This window comes from Bradyrhizobium sp. USDA 327, assembly GCF_041262065.1.
Classification (GTDB): Bacteria; Pseudomonadota; Alphaproteobacteria; order Rhizobiales; family Xanthobacteraceae; genus Bradyrhizobium; species Bradyrhizobium liaoningense.
Map to the genome: position 1 here is coordinate 5,852,536 of NZ_JBGCCW010000001.1, position 14,754 is coordinate 5,867,289.

At 63.8% G+C, this 14,754-nt stretch carries 18 protein-coding genes; 7 read left to right on the forward strand and 11 right to left on the reverse strand.

From position 1 onward, the window contains the following. Nucleotides 1-375 precede the first annotated feature (375 nt). The 3 genes from ABIA42_RS27675 to ABIA42_RS27685 all read right to left on the reverse strand — a co-directional run bounded on the left by ABIA42_RS27675 (nt 376) and on the right by ABIA42_RS27685 (nt 3,394). On the reverse strand, nt 376-750 hold the full coding sequence (locus ABIA42_RS27675) for a histone (RefSeq protein ID WP_271531899.1): 375 nt from the start codon (nt 748-750) through the stop codon (nt 376-378). Nucleotides 751-836: 86 nt separating this feature from the next. Continuing rightward, nucleotides 837-2,159 (reverse strand): glycolate oxidase subunit GlcF, encoded by a 1,323-nt coding sequence (gene glcF / locus ABIA42_RS27680; protein ID WP_370119166.1) that lies wholly within the window; start codon nt 2,157-2,159, stop codon nt 837-839. Beyond that, complete coding sequence (locus ABIA42_RS27685; protein ID WP_271531895.1) at nt 2,156-3,394, reverse strand: FAD-binding protein; 1,239 nt, start codon at nt 3,392-3,394, stop codon at nt 2,156-2,158. Before ABIA42_RS27685 ends, glcF begins: the two co-directional genes overlap by 4 nt. Nucleotides 3,395-3,549: 155 nt before the next feature. On the opposite strand from ABIA42_RS27685, the gene ABIA42_RS27690 reads away from it, so the two are divergent. Then, nucleotides 3,550-3,885 carry a putative quinol monooxygenase gene (locus ABIA42_RS27690; RefSeq protein ID WP_028181866.1) on the forward strand — a complete coding sequence of 112 codons (336 nt, stop codon included), beginning with the start codon at nt 3,550-3,552 and terminating at the stop codon, nt 3,883-3,885. A gap of 245 nt (nt 3,886-4,130) precedes the next feature. Here the strand turns inward: ABIA42_RS27690 and ABIA42_RS27695 are convergent, their stop codons facing one another. Then, on the reverse strand, nt 4,131-5,624 hold the full coding sequence (locus tag ABIA42_RS27695; protein WP_271531893.1) for an FAD-linked oxidase C-terminal domain-containing protein: 1,494 nt from the start codon (nt 5,622-5,624) through the stop codon (nt 4,131-4,133). A gap of 261 nt (nt 5,625-5,885) precedes the next feature. Here ABIA42_RS27695 and cycA point away from each other — a divergent pair, with 261 nt between their 5' ends. Then, the gene (gene cycA / locus ABIA42_RS27700; RefSeq protein WP_028182288.1) at nt 5,886-6,281 is read left to right on the forward strand and encodes a cytochrome c-550 CycA; all 396 of its coding nucleotides are present in this window, start codon (nt 5,886-5,888) and stop codon (nt 6,279-6,281) included. Nucleotides 6,282-6,355: 74 nt separating this feature from the next. On the opposite strand, the gene ABIA42_RS27705 is transcribed toward cycA, so the two are convergent. Continuing rightward, the gene (locus ABIA42_RS27705; RefSeq protein ID WP_370119161.1) at nt 6,356-7,312 is read right to left on the reverse strand and encodes an alpha/beta fold hydrolase; all 957 of its coding nucleotides are present in this window, start codon (nt 7,310-7,312) and stop codon (nt 6,356-6,358) included. Between the two features lie 316 nt (nt 7,313-7,628). On the opposite strand from ABIA42_RS27705, the gene ABIA42_RS27710 reads away from it, so the two are divergent. Beyond that, a complete protein-coding gene (locus ABIA42_RS27710; protein WP_271531887.1) occupies nt 7,629-7,811 on the forward strand; it encodes a hypothetical protein in 183 nt (60 codons plus the stop codon). A 7-nt stretch (nt 7,812-7,818) separates the two neighbouring features. On the opposite strand, the gene ABIA42_RS27715 is transcribed toward ABIA42_RS27710, so the two are convergent. The 3 genes from ABIA42_RS27715 to ykgO form a co-directional block, all read right to left on the reverse strand. After that, nucleotides 7,819-8,079 (reverse strand): hypothetical protein, encoded by a 261-nt coding sequence (locus ABIA42_RS27715; RefSeq protein WP_271531885.1) that lies wholly within the window; start codon nt 8,077-8,079, stop codon nt 7,819-7,821. A 124-nt stretch (nt 8,080-8,203) separates the two neighbouring features. Then, nucleotides 8,204-8,836, reverse strand: a complete 633-nt coding sequence (locus ABIA42_RS27720) for a tetratricopeptide repeat protein (RefSeq protein WP_271531883.1) — start codon at nt 8,834-8,836, stop codon at nt 8,204-8,206. Between the two features lie 106 nt (nt 8,837-8,942). Continuing rightward, on the reverse strand, nt 8,943-9,068 hold the full coding sequence (gene ykgO / locus ABIA42_RS27725; RefSeq protein WP_006611362.1) for a type B 50S ribosomal protein L36: 126 nt from the start codon (nt 9,066-9,068) through the stop codon (nt 8,943-8,945). 305 nt (nt 9,069-9,373) lie between these two features. Here ykgO and ABIA42_RS27730 point away from each other — a divergent pair, with 305 nt between their 5' ends. Next, nucleotides 9,374-10,258 (forward strand): amidohydrolase family protein, encoded by an 885-nt coding sequence (locus tag ABIA42_RS27730; protein WP_370119156.1) that lies wholly within the window; start codon nt 9,374-9,376, stop codon nt 10,256-10,258. Between the two features lie 231 nt (nt 10,259-10,489). Here ABIA42_RS27730 and ABIA42_RS27735 read toward each other — a convergent pair whose 3' ends face one another. Then, complete coding sequence (locus ABIA42_RS27735) at nt 10,490-11,224, reverse strand: SDR family NAD(P)-dependent oxidoreductase (RefSeq protein WP_370123890.1); 735 nt, start codon at nt 11,222-11,224, stop codon at nt 10,490-10,492. A gap of 162 nt (nt 11,225-11,386) precedes the next feature. On the opposite strand from ABIA42_RS27735, the gene ABIA42_RS27740 reads away from it, so the two are divergent. The 3 genes from ABIA42_RS27740 (at nt 11,387) to ABIA42_RS27750 (ending at nt 13,068) form a co-directional block, all read left to right on the forward strand. Beyond that, nucleotides 11,387-11,746 (forward strand): winged helix-turn-helix transcriptional regulator, encoded by a 360-nt coding sequence (locus tag ABIA42_RS27740; RefSeq protein WP_370123887.1) that lies wholly within the window; start codon nt 11,387-11,389, stop codon nt 11,744-11,746. An 81-nt stretch (nt 11,747-11,827) separates the two neighbouring features. Further along, the gene (locus ABIA42_RS27745; protein WP_370119153.1) at nt 11,828-12,559 is read left to right on the forward strand and encodes a haloacid dehalogenase type II; all 732 of its coding nucleotides are present in this window, start codon (nt 11,828-11,830) and stop codon (nt 12,557-12,559) included. Nucleotides 12,560-12,600: 41 nt separating this feature from the next. Further along, a complete protein-coding gene (locus tag ABIA42_RS27750) occupies nt 12,601-13,068 on the forward strand; it encodes a YbaK/EbsC family protein (RefSeq protein ID WP_271531879.1) in 468 nt (155 codons plus the stop codon). A gap of 106 nt (nt 13,069-13,174) precedes the next feature. On the opposite strand, the gene ABIA42_RS27755 is transcribed toward ABIA42_RS27750, so the two are convergent. After that, entirely contained in the window at nt 13,175-13,525 is a 351-nt protein-coding gene (locus ABIA42_RS27755; RefSeq protein ID WP_370123884.1) for a hypothetical protein, read from the reverse strand. Between the two features lie 202 nt (nt 13,526-13,727). Beyond that, entirely contained in the window at nt 13,728-14,711 is a 984-nt protein-coding gene (locus tag ABIA42_RS27760; protein WP_370119150.1) for an AraC family transcriptional regulator, read from the reverse strand. Nucleotides 14,712-14,754: the final 43 nt, after the last annotated feature.

The window sequence follows — 14,754 nt, forward strand, 5'->3', positions numbered from 1 at the left end:
CAGTCGTATCCCGGAAGCCCCCCGGGGTGCTCGACCTGATTGCAAATTACATCACTGCGACAATCTGGATTGGCGGATAGGAACCGTGAAGCAAAAAGCGCGGGCATCTGCCGACTTTTTAGGCGTTTTGACCAATTCACAAAAGGTTGTTGGCCGGTGTGGCTTCCCGATCACATTATTTATATTCCAAAGTGCACAGGAGCCCCGTGTAAGTCCGGGGGTCTTCGGCTGGGTGACACCCAAGCCACGAATCGGACAGGTGGGGCAAACGGCTGAGCCTGAATCAGCTTGCGACGATGCAAAAAGGCCGCAGCGCCCGGCGCCGCGGCCTTCCTGTGATTGCAGATCGCTTCAAGAGGCAACGAGCGGCCGGGCTTACCCCTGGCCCTCTGCCGGCGCCGGTTCCGCAGAAGACGAAGGCATCGCCCAGCTTGTCTCGGAGGCGGGCTCGGGAGCCGGAGCTTCCACCGGTGCCGAGGGCTTCGGAGCAGGAGCTGCCTTCGCCTTCTTCGGTGCCGCTTTCTTCGCGGCCTTCTTGGGTGCGGCCTTCTTGGCCGACTTCGCCGCAGCCTTCCTGGCGGCTTTCTTCGGGGCTGCCTTCTTGGCAGACTTCTTCGCAGCTTTCTTTGCAGTCTTCTTGGCAGACTTCTTTGCGGACTTCTTGGCCGACTTCCTTGCGGTCTTCCTCGCTGCTACGGCCTTCTTCGCTTTTTTGGCCTTCTTGCTTTTCTTCTTCTTCGCTTTCGCCATCGTGGTCCTCCTGTTGCCGCCGAACAATGGTCGATCGGGCGTCGTTCTGCCGTCACCTCCGGACGAAAGCCCGAGCCTTTGAAAGCTCAAACTTGTGCGTTCGGTGTCGGCCGCGACCCGCCCGTAGCCCAATCGAGAAGCTCAATCGTGTGTACGACCGGAACTGACGTGCCACTGGCAATCTGCACCATGCAGCCGATATTGCCCGCGGCAATCATGTCCGGCTTGACGCTTGCGATGTTGGCGACCTTGCGATCGCGCAACCGGCCCGCAAGCTCGGGCTGGAGAATGTTGTAGGTCCCCGCCGAACCGCAACACAAATGGCTCTCGGGCACATCTTTCACCACGAATCCATTCTTGGAAAGCAATTCTTTCGGAAGGCCCGTGATTTTCTGCCCGTGCTGCAACGAACACGCGGAGTGATAGGCGACGACGATGTCGTCCTGTCTCGCAGTTGTCGCGAGTTCGAGGCCGGCGACGTATTCGGTGATGTCCTTGGCGAGCGCCGACACCTTCGCCGCATCGGCCGCGAACGCGGAGTCCTCGCGCAGGAGATAGCCATAGTCCTTGATGACCGTGCCGCAGCCGGAGGTCGTCACCAGGATGGCGTCGAGCCCCTCGCCGGCCGCTTCCTTCCGCCACGCCGCGACGTTGGCGCGAGCTCGCACCAGCGCATCCTGGTCGTTGCCGAGGTGATGGGTCAGCGCACCGCAGCACTGCTCGTCGCGGACCAGGACCACCTCGATGCCGTGGCGGGTGAGGAGGCTGATGGCGGCCTGGTTGATGCGCGGCGCCAGCACCTGCTGGGCGCAGCCCTGGAGGAGCGCCACACGTCCGCGCTTCCTGCCGAGCGCTGCGAACACGCTGCCCGCGGCAGGCCCGGCCGGCGGCAATTGGTTCGGGGCCAGCGCCAGCATCGCCTTGATGCGCTGGACCAATCCGGGCGTCGCCGAAGGCCGGGGCGTCGGCAGCAAGACGCCGAGCGGACGAACCAGCCGCGCCAGCCACATGCTGATGCGGAAGCGCTGCGGGTCCGGCAGGACGAAGGCCAGCACATGGCGCAGCAGCCGCTCGGCCAGCGGCCGCTGATAACGCTGCTCGATCCGGACCCGGGCCTGGTCGACGAGGTGCATGTAGTTCACCCCCGAGGGGCAGGTTGTCATGCAGGCAAGGCACGACAGGCAGCGGTCGATATGCTTGACCACCTCGGCCGTCGGCGCCTGGTCCTTCTCCAGCATCTCCTTGATCAGGTAGATGCGGCCGCGCGGGCTATCGAGCTCGTCGCCGAGCAGCACATAGGTCGGACAGGTTGCAGTGCAGAAGCCGCAATGGACGCAGGCACGCAGGATCTTGTCGGCTTCCGCGATGTCGGGGTCGGCGAGTTGCGCGAGCGAGAATTCGGTCTTCATGACGCAGCGCCCCGGCTTAGACGTCCGCGGTTGAGAATGGCCTTTGGATCGAAGCTGGCACGTACCCGCTCGCTGAGGGCGGCGATCCCGGGCGCCTGCGGCTGGAACACGTCGATCGTGCGCCTGACATCCTCGGCCGCCCGGATCAGCGTGGCGTGCCCACCGACCGCGTTCGTGCGCTCGCGCACGGCCGGGGCATGCGCGTCCGGCTTCGGTGGCACTGCCGCCCAGATCAGCCCGCCGCCCCAGTCGTAAATCAAATCGCCCCCCGTCTCGCGTGCCAATTGCGTGCCGAGTGTCGCGCCCGAGGCCGGCGGACAGACGATCCGCCACACCGGCCAGGCGCCGAGCGCGCCGCTGGCCGCAAACGGCAGCACATCGCGGATCGCGGCCCACAGCGCCGCGGAGGCCGCGTCCTCGACCAGCGTCGCGGTTCCGAACGGCGCCAGCAATTCACACAGCGAGTTCGCGCGGTGGGCGGCGGAGGCGGTGATGCCCTCGAGCCGCAGCACGGTCAGCGCCTCGCCCTGGCCCGCGATGTCGCCAAGCCCCTCGACCTTGGCCCGGAGTTCCGATTTCGGCAGATGCGCGGCACCGGAGACGTCGAAGGGCGAACCGAGCGCCGCGGTCATGGCCTTGTTGGCGGCGGCGGCATCCAGCCCGAGCAGCAGCAGCGTCCGCTCAGCCTCGGGCTTGGGCATCACCTTGAGCGTGACCTCCGTCATCACCGACAGCGTGCCCCAGGACCCCGCGAGCAGCTTGCAGAGGTCGTAGCCGGTGACGTTCTTCACCACCCTGCCGCCGGTCTTGAAGCTGTCGCCGAAGCCCGAGACGGCGTGCGCCCCCAGGAGATGGTCGCGCGCCCCGCCGGCCCTGATCCGCCGCGGTCCGGCGAGCCCGGCCGCGATCATGCCGCCGATGGTGCCGCACGCGGGCGCGCCGAGCAGCGGCGCGGTGTCCATCGGCTCGAAGGCGAATTGCTGGTTCTTGGCATCGATCAGGGACAGCACGTCGCCCACCGGCGCGCCGGCCTGGAGGGTGATGATGAGTTCGTTCGGCTCGTAGGAGGTGACGGCATTCAGCGCCGAGAGATCGAGGACAGCGTTGGTGGCCATGGCGTGGCCGATGCTGCGCTTGCTGCCATGACCGATGATCTCGAGCGGCTGCTCATTGGCAATCGCCGCGCGCACCACCTGTTCAACGTCTTTGGCGTCTCTGACCTTGAGCGTATCCACGGGAAGGCGGTAGCGAAATTTGCGCAGGAAATCAATTCGACGCGCGACGAAGCGCAGTGCCGCCCTGCGACATCCGCATTACGATCGTCATCGAACCATTGCCGCCCCGAGCTTTGCTACCGATTGGAGATATCTCGTCGCAAAGGAGCTCCATCATGAACGAACAGGCAATGAACCAACGCGCCGTCCATCAGGCCGTCGGCGGCGGACTTCTCGTCGTGGCGCAATGGGAAGCCAAGGCCGAGGAGGCCGATCGGGTCGCCGAGATCCTGCGCGGCTTCCTCCCGCAGGCGCAGGGCGAGCCAGGCGTCAAGCTGTTCCTGATCAGCCGAGCCAAGGACAATCCGGCGCAGTTCCTTTTCTACGAGCTGTTCCGCGACGAAGCCGCGTTCAAGGCGCACCAGGAGAGCGCGCATTTCAAGACCTACATCGCGGGACAGGCGCTGCCGCTCCTGGCGAGACGGGAGCGGGCGCAATACGGATTGCTGTGAGCGCGCAATCGCACATGCGAGTGATTCCGCCTGTGGCCATCCTTCGAGACGCCCGCCCTTGGTGGGCCCTCAGCATGGAACGACCTGTCAGACGTCATCTGAGGTGGTTCATGGAGAGGGACCGCGAAGCGGTCGTCTCGAAGGACAAGGCGCGCGCTCAGGTCTTTCAAGAACGCCCTATGCGATTGCCCTGCCACAGGGGGAGAGGGGAAACGATCGCCGACCTCACGTTTCACAGCGCACTTCTAGAACCGCGGCAAATCCGGGAACGCCAGCTTGCCGGCATGCACATGCATGCGGCCGAGCTCGGCGCAGCGGTGCAGGGTCGGAAACACCTTTCCGGGATTGAGCAGGCCCTGCGCATCGAAGGCGCATTTCAGCCGCTGCTGCTGGTTGAGGTCGATCTCGGAAAACATCTCGGGCATGAGATCGCGCTTCTCGATGCCGACGCCGTGCTCGCCGGTGAGCACGCCGCCGAACTCGACGCAGGCGCGCAGGATGTCGGCGCCGAAGGCTTCGGCGCGCTCGATCTCGCCGGGCTTGTTGGCATCGTAGAGGATCAGCGGATGCAGATTGCCGTCGCCGGCGTGGAACACGTTGGCGCAGCCGAGCTGGTATTTTTCCGAGAGCTCGCGGATGCGCGCCAGCGCCTTCGGCAGCGCGCCGCGCGGGATCGTGCCGTCCATGCAGAGATAGTCCGGCGAGATGCGGCCCACCGCCGGAAACGCGGCCTTGCGGCCGGCCCAGAACAGGTTGCGCTCGGCCTCCGAGGTCGAGATCTGGCACGTGGTCGAGCCGCAGGCATTGGCGATCGTCTCGACCCGCGTGATCAGCTCGTCGACCTCGATCTTGGGACCGTCGAGCTCGATGATCAGAAGCGCCTCGACGTCGAGGGGATAGCCGGCATGGACGAAGGCCTCGGCGGCGTGGATCGCCGGCTTGTCCATCATCTCCATGCCGCCCGGAATGATGCCGGCACCGATGATGCGCGCCACACATTCGCCGGCCGCCTCGACCTCTGCAAAGCCGACCATCAGCGCGCGCGCCGTCTCCGGCTTCTGCAGGATGCGCACCGTGATCTCGGTGATGACGCCGAGCAGGCCTTCCGATCCGGTGATGACGCCCATCAAATCGTAGCCCGCGTTCTCCGCCGACTTGCCGCCGATGCGGAGGATCTCGCCGCTCATCAGCACGATCTCGCAACCGAGCACGTTGTTGGTGGTCATGCCGTATTTCAGGCAATGAACGCCGCCGGAATTCTCGGCGACATTGCCGCCGATCGAGCAGGCGATCTGCGAGGACGGATCGGGCGCGTAGTAGAAGCCGGCATGCGCGACCGCCTGGCTGATCGCAAGATTGGTGACGCCGGGCTCGGTGACGACGACGCGGTTGTCGAAATCGATCTCGCGAATGCGCTTGAACTTGCCGAGCCCCAGCAGCACGCCGTCTTCGAGCGGCAGCGCGCCGCCGGACAGCGAGGTGCCGGAGCCGCGCGGCACCACCTTGATGCCTTGTGCAGCACAATATTTCAGGACGAGCGAGACCTGCTCGGTCGTATCGGGCAGCACCACGACCATCGGCGGCTGCCGGTAGGCGGTCAGCCCGTCGGATTCATACGCCCGCATCTCGGCTGCGCTGTCGATCACGCCCTCACCGGGGACGATTGCGCGCAACGCAGCAATGATCTCCGCGCGGCGCGCGAGCACCGCCTGGTCGCTCGCAGGCATCATGATGGTCATGACATATCCTTCCGGCTCACAGCCCACGATCAAATTTGTCGCGGCAAATCAATCACGTCCGCGCCTGTTTGGGTAGGCCATCCGAAAGTCGGATCGACGATGTTCCGCGAGTTCGCTCTGGGACAAGTAGGAAATCGTGAAACCTGTCATGGTTTGATGGCTTGTCCAAGCCGAGCAGGCCTGCCAAAAGCGGCGGGCCGGCGATTGTCGATCAGGCAAGAGACTGACCAGACCCACCAGGGAAGAGACGAAGAGCACCCGATGACAAAACTGACTTTTGGCGCACTGACGATCCTCACCGTGATTGCCACCGCACCCGCCGCGATGGCGCAGGATGTCGCGGCCGGCAAGACGTCGTTCAACAAATGCCTGGCCTGCCACGCGATCGGCGAAGGCGCCAAGAACAAGGTCGGCCCCGAGCTCAACGGCCTCAACGGCCGCAAGTCGGGAACCGCGCCGGACTACAATTATTCGGACGCGAACAAGAATTCCGGCATCACCTGGGATGAGGCCACGTTCAAGGAATATATCAAGGACCCCAAGGCCAAGATTCCCGGCACCAAGATGGCGTTCGCCGGCATCAAGAACGAGACCGAGATCAACAATCTCTGGGCCTTCCTCGCCCAATACGACAAGGACGGGAAGATCAAGCAGTAGGCGCGCAAGAGGCGGCCGCTAGAGCTGACGCGTTTTCTTCACGCGAACTGGTATCCACTTCGCTCGAGAACGCTTTAATCGGCGGCCGCCTGCGCCGGGACGATCCTGCCGATCATCGTCTCGATCTCCGCCTTCACGAGATCCGGCACGGCGTTCTGCACCATGTGGCCGAGGTCGGGCAGCACGATCAGCTTCGCATTGGACACCGCGGCGGCGAACGGGCGCGCGTGGATGCTGGTTTTCACCGTCTTGTCGGGCTCACCGGCGACGATCGTGACCGGCGCCTTTATCTCGCCATAGCGCGCGACTTGCGCGGCGACCGACTCTTTCAGCGTCACCAGATCATAGGCATTGGCGATGAACTCGCGTGGACGCAGCAATAGCGGCGTCGCGGAGTCCTTGACGAAGCCGTCCGGCATGGTTTGCGGCAGGAAGACGTTGCGCGCGCCGGATTCTGCGAGGACGTAGCCGAGCGGCAGCGTGATCGTGTAGGCGAGCAGCGGACCGATCACGGGCGTTGCGATGATCTCGTTGTAGCGGCCGACACCGCCGCGCCAGGGATGCGTGACGGGCGCGAGCATGACGAGACCGGCAACGCGGTGCGGATGATCGAGCGCGATCCGCGCGCCGAGGGCGCCGCTCCAGGAATGCACCACGAAGACCGCGCGATCGATCCCGAGCTTATGAAGCGCCTCATCGATCATCCGCGCCTGGATTTGCGGCGTCGAATCCTGCCGCCGCCCGCGCGTGCTCCAGCCATGGCCGGGTCGATCGATCAGAATCACGCGACGGTCCCCGGCGAGGTTGTCGCCGAGCGGCCGCCGCATCGCTTCGAGATTGGAGCTCGCGCCGTGCAGCATCACGATCGGAAGACCCGAATCGCGTGGGCCGATATCGACGACGTGAAGCCTCGCGCCGTCGACCTCGACCATCCGGCCCTGAGGGGGAAAGGCGCGTTGCACGGCGACGATTCCCGCCTGTGTGACCAGCGCCAGCAGAACCAGCGCCGTCACGACTGACATCACGATCATGGAGAAGATCCTGGGCACTGGGCAGTTACGGCTCTGATCGCACGGCAGTTTCGCCGCCGGCTTTCCGCGCTTCCACTGAAAATCCCGGGGCTGTGGATATGTGCATAATTGCAGAACGAAAAAACGCAATGGAATCAACAGCATTCTGACGGGCGCACAAGCCCCGGACCAGCTTCATGCAACCGTCATCGCCGCTTCCATATAATCGCCATGGTCGGTTCCGCCATCTAGGCGCGGGCAGGTGCCGATCCTCCTCGCAACCTCGGGCGATGCGGGAAAGACCGGCAGGATCCTGGTTTGAACCGGAGAAGTTTCAATGAGCGTCAGATCGAACGACACTGCAATCGACGAAATTGTCGCGAGCTGCAATGGTGACTTGCGCGGTGCCGTGCGGGCTCTGCTCCTGATCAACGAGCATCTCGAGACCGAGCTTGCAAAGGCTTACGCCGCAGCCGCCGACCGCGGCCTCGTCGAGCGCGGCAGCAGCGTCCTGCATTGAGCGCAGGCTAGTCCGTCCCGTCTTCCTCTTTCTCCTCCTCGGGCGTGACCGCGGGACAGGCGCGGATCGTCGAACGGGCAAGCTTGGCATCGGCCCTGGATTTGTAGGGACCGTCGCCGAACCAGATATCGCCGATGATCACGGGATTGCTGGTCACGATATTGCATTTTCCTGTGGCGCGGTTGCCGACCACCCAGAACAATCCGTCAGCGAAGCTCGCTGCCCCCGACGCGAGCAGCAATATGGCTGCGACTACCAAACGATTCATGGCTGTGCTCCTGCCATGCAGGTAGGCCTGCGGCGGCGCCGGCAATAGTCCTCCCGACGCGGCGCATGCGAATGTGGTTAATCGGCGCAGGCTCCGATCACTCGGGAAATGATCAACTTATCCACTAGATGTCGCGACCCTCGACCTTCTCGGTCAGCGCCTTGACCTGATCGGGGATCTTTTCGAGGTGCGGATTGACGGCGAGCGCCTTGCGATAGGCATCAAGCGCGCGCTTCTCGTCGCCGACCTCCTGCATGATCATGCCGAGGCCGGCGAGCGCGCCGAAATGGCGCGGCTCCCGGACCAGCACTTGCTGGATATCCGCGAGAGAGCGGCCATAGTCGTTCTGCATGTAATAGAGCGTCGCCCGCCGATTCCAGGCCTCGATGTAATCGGGCCTGAGCTTGATGACCGAATCCAGCAGCTTGATCGCGACATCGATCTTCTTCGCATCGACCGCGGTCTTGGCGCGTGACATCAAAAGCGCCGCGGTGTCGCTCGGGGTCTGTAGCCAGATCGCCCAGATCCGCGCCTCGACATGCTTGGCGCTGACCTCATCGGGAGCGGCCTTCAGCGCGCCGAACAGGAAATCGAGATTCTTGCTGCGATCGACCTTGGGCAGCTTGGCCGGCGCTTCGGGCAGCTTCTTCTGCTTGCCGGGCGGCTCAACCTGCTGCGCCAGGGCGGGAGCCAGCCCGGCGGTTCCCAGCACAAGGGCGAGACCAATGGTGCGCGCAAAGGGGAATCTGATTGCCATGATGAAAGTCTAAACGCGCAAAGCCGCCCTTGCAAAGCAAAGGCGGCGTCAAACTCGTGTGAGCCGTGGTCTTGCGGGGCGCGCGAAGGCGTCCGGCCGGGCGAGATCAGCCCTGCCGCGCCTTGAAGCGGCGCTGCACCTTGTTGATCACATAAACCCGGCCCTTGCGGCGAACCAGGCGGTTGGCGCGATGGCGACCGCGCAGCGATTTCAGCGAGTTACGGACCTTCATGGCAGAATCCTGAACGTTCGAAAGGCCGTGTTCGGCACTACCGTTTCGGCACGCGCGAATGTGGCAAAATGAGATTTTTCCCGCTCGCGGACCGACCGCCCGGGACGGGGCGGTTCTTAAGGCATGGCGGGCGGTGATGTCAATGTTAACCGCCCCGGTCCGGGTCAGCAAATTCGCGAAAACAACCCCATGCACAGTAGAAGTGCCCGGATCGGCCCGATCTGCCAAGCCGATAACCTGCCGCAATGCCTTGCCAAATTCGTTATATCATATAATCAATTTGACAACCGGTCGGGAGGAAACCAATGCCGAAGCTGAAGCTGCCTGCTATCGACGATGTCGTCGCCATCGACATCCACACTCATGCCGAGGAGCCCTGCGGCTGCCACCCCGACGATGGCTATGACGATTTCCAGGCGCAAATGGCCGAGTATTTCAAGTCGCCGAACAAGCATCCACCGACCGTGCCTGAGACCGCGGCCTATTACCGCTCCAAGAACATCGCCGCGGTGATCTTCCCTGTCGACGCCGAGCGCGAGACCGGCTTCCGCCGCTACAACAATTACGAGATGCTGGAGGTTGCCTCCGAGCATCTCGACGTCCTCATCCCCTTTGCCTCGATCGACCCGCACAAGGGCAAGCTCGGCGCGCGCGAGGCGCGCAAGCTGATCGAGGAATACGGCGTGCGCGGCTTCAAATTCCACCCGACCATGCAGGGCTTCTACGCCAACGACCGCATGGCCTATCCGCTCTATGAAGAGATCAACAATGGCGGCGCGATCGCGCTGTTTCACACCGGCCAGACGGGCGTCGGCTCGGGCATGCCCGGCGGCATGGGCATGCGGCTGAAATATTCCAACCCGATGTACATGGACGACGTCGCGGCCGATTTCCCCGACCTCAAGATCATCCTCGCCCATCCCTCCTTCCCCTGGCAGGAGGAGGCGCTGTCGGTCGCGACCCACAAGCCGAACGTCTATATCGACCTCTCCGGCTGGTCGCCGAAATATTTCCCGCCGATCCTGGTGCGCTACATCAACTCGATCCTGCAGGACAAGATGCTGTTCGGCTCGGACTGGCCGGTGATCACACCGGACCGCTGGCTGTCCGACTTCGCCAAGATCGACATCCGCGACGAGATCCGGCCGAAGGTCTTGAAGGCCAACGCGCGCAAGCTGCTGGGGATCTAATGCGGCATGAGTTTGGGTTGACTTGATGCCTAGCGGCAGGTGAGGGGATCAGGTCTCACCGATCGCTACGGCCCCTCACCCGGATTGCTGCGCAATCCGACCTCTCCCCACTGGGGAGAGGTGACCGAACGACCGGCCGAACCCAATTTCATTGCGTTCCAGGGGTGTCATCATCGCCGCGGCGCATTGAGGGCTTCGATTCCGGGGACCGAAGCCCTCACGGCTGCGGCCTCAGACCTGCGCGAGGCCTCCATCGACGAAGACCTCGCCGCCGGTCATGAAGCTGCTGTCCGCGGACGCCAGGAACGCGGCCACGGCCCCGGTCTCGCTTGGGTCGCCTACGCGCCCGATGGGGGTCGAGCTGCCGAGCGCGTCAAATGCTTGCTCGCCGACGATCTCCAGCGCCAGCTCCGTCTTGGTCGGCCCCGGCGACAGCACATTGACGCGGATGCCCGTGCCGCGCAGGTCGAGCGCCCAACTGCGCGCAAGGTTGCGGATCGCCGCCTTGGTCGCGCTGTAGATGCTGAACTGCGGCGTGCCCATCACGCCCGTGCTCGAACCGGTCAGGATGATCGATGCCCCCTTGCTCATCAGTGGCAGGGCTTTCTGCACGGTGAACACCAGCCCCTTCACATTGACGTCGAAGATGTAATCGTAGTGCTCGGGCGTGATCTCGCCGAGCGGCGCAAACAGTCCGGTCCCGGCATTGGCGAACAGGATGTCGAGTCCGCCGCGTTCGGCTTTGACTGTCGCGTATAGCCGGTCGAGGTCGGACAGATCCGTGACCGAGCCCCTGACGGCGCGCGCCGAGGACCCCAGCTGCGCGAGGGCAGCGTCGAGGGGCTCCTGCCGCCGCCCGAAGATGTAGACGAACGCGCCCTCATCGACGAACCGTTTGGCGGCCCCGAGCCCAATGCCGGTTCCGCCGCCTGTCACCACCGCCGTCTTGCCTTCTAGTCTGCTCATGATGTGCTCCTTCACTAAGGTTGCACTGAGCTGGCGGCGTACCCACCTATCGACAAGTATGCACCTTTTGGTAAGTGCCCAAAAAAAATGTCGAGAGATCGTTCAGACCTCATCTCCCCACCGGCGCAGGCTCAAGCCGACGTCCAGCGCTGCACGCCAACTCTGCCCGGCTTCACTTGCGGCCTGGATGCGACCTTGCGGGTCATCTCGGGCAAATGGAAACCGCTGATCCTGTACTTCCTCGCCCAGGACGGCCCGACCCGCTACGGCGAGCTCCGGCGAGCCGTGCGCGACGTCAGCGACAAGGTGCTGATCCAACAGCTCAAGGAGCTGGAGGCCGACGGTCTGATCAAGCGGACCGACTACAAGGAGGTGCCGCCGCGTGTGGACTACAGCCTCACGCCTCTGGGCCGCAGCCTGGCCCTGGCCCTGGTGCCGCTTTGCTCCTGGGGCACAGAGCATATGGCGGAGGTCAGCCAGGTCTTCGCCGAGCGGGCGACATGGAACACCAAGGCACGGTAAACTGATCGGCTGGATCTTGGATCGATATCGCGGCGCCGGGTATAGTCCCCTGCGCGCGCAACGATCCCGGAGGACGGCCAATTGAGCATGAAAGCCGTCGTCTTCGACGCCTACGGAACGCTCTACGACATCCAGTCGGTCGCAGAGATCACTGAGGATGCGTTTCCGGGCTATGGCGAGATCATCACGCAGGTCTGGCGCATCAAGCAGCTCGAATACACCTGGCTGCGCTCGCTGATGCGGCGCTACCAGGATTTTGCCACGGTCACCCGCGACTCCCTCGCCTATACGCTGCGAATATTGGGGCTCGCTTACGAGAACGACGCATTCGAGCGCGTGATCGCGAAATATCTGCAGCTCGATCTCTATCCGGACGCGACGGCAGCGCTCACGGCGCTGAAGCCGCGCAAGCTCGCCATCCTCTCCAACGGCAGCCCGGACATGCTGAATGCGCTCGTGCGCAATTCGGGCCTCGATGACCTGCTCGATGCCACCATCAGCGTCGACGCGAAGAAGATCTTCAAGCCGAGCCCGCAGGCCTATGAGCTGATCGGCGAGGTCCTCGGCACCGCGCCGAACGAGGTTCTGTTCGTCTCCTCCAATCCCTGGGACGTGGCTGGTGCGAAATCGTTCGGATTGAAGGTTGCCTGGATCGAACGCGTCACGCCCGAAGCCATGGCGCTGGCTTGCGTCGAGAACGAACTCGTGGCACCGCTCACCATGTTCAAGGCGATCCGCACCCAGATGGACGAGCTTGGCTTTGCGCCGGACCACCGCGTTCACGCGCTCTCCGAGCTGCCGAGAATCGCTTAGGGGTCGCCGCCCGCCTGTGAAATTGGAATGAGCTGCCCGGAATGAGCCTGGAATCCGTTCGCGCCTTCTTCGCCGAGAAAGCCCCCGACATCTCCGTCATCGAATCCCCAATCAGCTCCGCGACCGTGGCGCTGGCGGCCGAAGCCTATGGTGTCGAGCCGGGACGGATCGCCAAGACGCTGTCGTTGCGAATCGGCGAGCGCGTGATCCTGATCGTCGCCGCCGGCACCTCTCGCATGGACAACAAGAAGGTGAAGGCGCAGTTCGGCGGCAAGCCGAAGATGCTGGGTCTGGAGGAAGTCGCCGACATCACCGGACACGAGGTTGGCGGCGTCTGCCCGTTCGGTCTGAAATCGCCGCTGCCGATCTACTGCGACGTCTCGCTGAAGGCGTTCGACGTCGTGGTTCCGGCCGCGGGCTCGACCCACAGCGCGGTGCGGATCACGCCCGATCGGCTGGCCGAGCTGGTCGCCGCCGAATGGGTCGATGTCTGTGAGCACCGGACCTAAAGCGCGATGAGATGAGAACGAATCGTCATCGCGCTTTAGGTTATTGTTTGAGCGCGATCTTTTCGGAAAACCGCCGCGCACTTTTCCGGATCATGCTTTCGAGCGGCTAGTCATCGTCGTCATAAGGTTGCGGCTGTGCGGGTGGAGCCGGCGGCGCCGCGTTGTAACGCGGAGGCGGAGCGGCGCGATTGCGCGGCACCGCCTGTTGTTGCGGCATCTGGTTGTTGGACTGGAACACCGCGCGGCAGCCGCTTGAGAGCTGCGGCGTGTTCTGCTGCAAACAAGCCGTGATGCGATTCACATCGGGAATCTGGTCGCTGCACAGACGCCATACATCGGGCGTACAAGCCATCTGCTGTTCCATCGTGCCGCGGTATTCCTCAGCGAATGCTGCGCCCTGCGCAACGATGCCGCCAACCGCAAGCGCCACACCCAGCGCAATCCGCTCTGCTCGCATGTCCTGGTCCTTCTCGAATCCGACAAATCTCATCAACCAATGAGGCGAGAGCCGGTTCTGAACCAACAAAAAAATGTGAAAGAACTGCAGGAACTATTCCACCTTGCCGATCTTCTTCACCGCCGCGATCAGACGCGCTGTCAGCGGCAGCGACTCCCGCGCCACCGCTCGAGTCCCGGACGGACCGAAGACGTCCTTCCGACTACGGCTTGTTGCCCGTTTCCGCGTGCCGCGCCTTCGCGTCCATCGGCGTCATGCCGAAACGCCGCCGAAATGTCCGGTGAAAATACGAGACGTCGTTGAAGCCGGAGAGATGGGCGATGCCGCTGATCTTGCCCGCCCGGTGAATCGGATCGCACAGCAGCCGTGCCGCCCGCAGTAGCCGCTGCTCCAGCACGAACTCCGAGAACGTGACGCCGCTGCGCTCGAACAGCAACTGAATGGTGCGAGGGCTGGCGCGATGGCGCCGCGCGAGGTCGGCGAGCGTGAGCCCGCCGTCGCCGAGCCGTGCCAGAATATCGGCCTTGATGGCTTCCAGCCGAGCCGCGGCGAGGCCGCGCTCTTTTGCCTGTTCGGTGGCGTCGCGCCGGCCGCCGAGCACCAGCACCATCAAATCCATCAGGTGTTGTGAAACGGCGTGCTGCGCCAGCGCATCGAGTCCCGGGGCGTGCTGAACCGCGAAGTCGTAATATCGATGCAGCAGCGCAGTGAGCGCGGGGTCATGATCGAGCGGCCGCGCAACGCTGTCTTCGGCATCGGGGCAATATGACAGCAGCGTCCTGCGGTCGAATAAAGCGGCCTTGTTGCTGCCTTTCTCGAGCTGCGCGACGAATGCGCCCTTGATGGAGGCGTCGATGAGACTGATGCCCAGCGGCGCGACCTCGAGTGCACGACGGCCCATGACAGCCTGCAACCGCGAATCCGGCGCCATCAGTAACGCCAGATTGTCGCTGGCGCCGAGCGTCATAAACCTGATCGGCGTGCCGTTGCAGAAGGATATCGTTGCCAGCGGCAACATCAACGCTTTGACGTCGCAGTGAAACGAGCCGTCGGACAAGGGCGCAAGATCGGCTGCCATCACGCGGCGGCAAAACTCCTCCCGCCACACCTCATAGGCCGGCCCGCGCGGTTCGCCGGTATAGCCGAGGCGCGGCGCGCCATGGATCGATTGGTCATCGGCCGCCATGAAAGCGCGTCTCCGAGCTCATTCCGGACCCAGCAATATCGCC

Coding starts and splice junctions, on each gene's coding strand:
- glcF (WP_370119166.1), bottom strand. CDS start 2,159: ATGAAGACCGAATTCTCGCTCGCGCAACTCGCCGACCCCGACATCGCG.
- cycA (WP_028182288.1), top strand. CDS start 5,886: ATGACAAAACTGACTTTTGGCGCACTGACGATCCTCACCGTGATTGCC.
- ABIA42_RS27750 (WP_271531879.1), top strand. CDS start 12,601: ATGAGCCTGGAATCCGTTCGCGCCTTCTTCGCCGAGAAAGCCCCCGAC.
- ABIA42_RS27720 (WP_271531883.1), bottom strand. CDS start 8,836: ATGGCAATCAGATTCCCCTTTGCGCGCACCATTGGTCTCGCCCTTGTG.
- ABIA42_RS27730 (WP_370119156.1), top strand. CDS start 9,374: ATGCCGAAGCTGAAGCTGCCTGCTATCGACGATGTCGTCGCCATCGAC.
- ykgO (WP_006611362.1), bottom strand. CDS start 9,068: ATGAAGGTCCGTAACTCGCTGAAATCGCTGCGCGGTCGCCATCGCGCC.
- ABIA42_RS27760 (WP_370119150.1), bottom strand. CDS start 14,711: ATGGCGGCCGATGACCAATCGATCCATGGCGCGCCGCGCCTCGGCTAT.
- ABIA42_RS27715 (WP_271531885.1), bottom strand. CDS start 8,079: ATGAATCGTTTGGTAGTCGCAGCCATATTGCTGCTCGCGTCGGGGGCA.
- ABIA42_RS27710 (WP_271531887.1), top strand. CDS start 7,629: ATGAGCGTCAGATCGAACGACACTGCAATCGACGAAATTGTCGCGAGC.
- ABIA42_RS27705 (WP_370119161.1), bottom strand. CDS start 7,312: ATGATCGTGATGTCAGTCGTGACGGCGCTGGTTCTGCTGGCGCTGGTC.
- ABIA42_RS27695 (WP_271531893.1), bottom strand. CDS start 5,624: ATGACCATCATGATGCCTGCGAGCGACCAGGCGGTGCTCGCGCGCCGC.
- ABIA42_RS27690 (WP_028181866.1), top strand. CDS start 3,550: ATGAACGAACAGGCAATGAACCAACGCGCCGTCCATCAGGCCGTCGGC.
- ABIA42_RS27755 (WP_370123884.1), bottom strand. CDS start 13,525: ATGCGAGCAGAGCGGATTGCGCTGGGTGTGGCGCTTGCGGTTGGCGGC.
- ABIA42_RS27735 (WP_370123890.1), bottom strand. CDS start 11,224: ATGAGCAGACTAGAAGGCAAGACGGCGGTGGTGACAGGCGGCGGAACC.
- ABIA42_RS27675 (WP_271531899.1), bottom strand. CDS start 750: ATGGCGAAAGCGAAGAAGAAGAAAAGCAAGAAGGCCAAAAAAGCGAAG.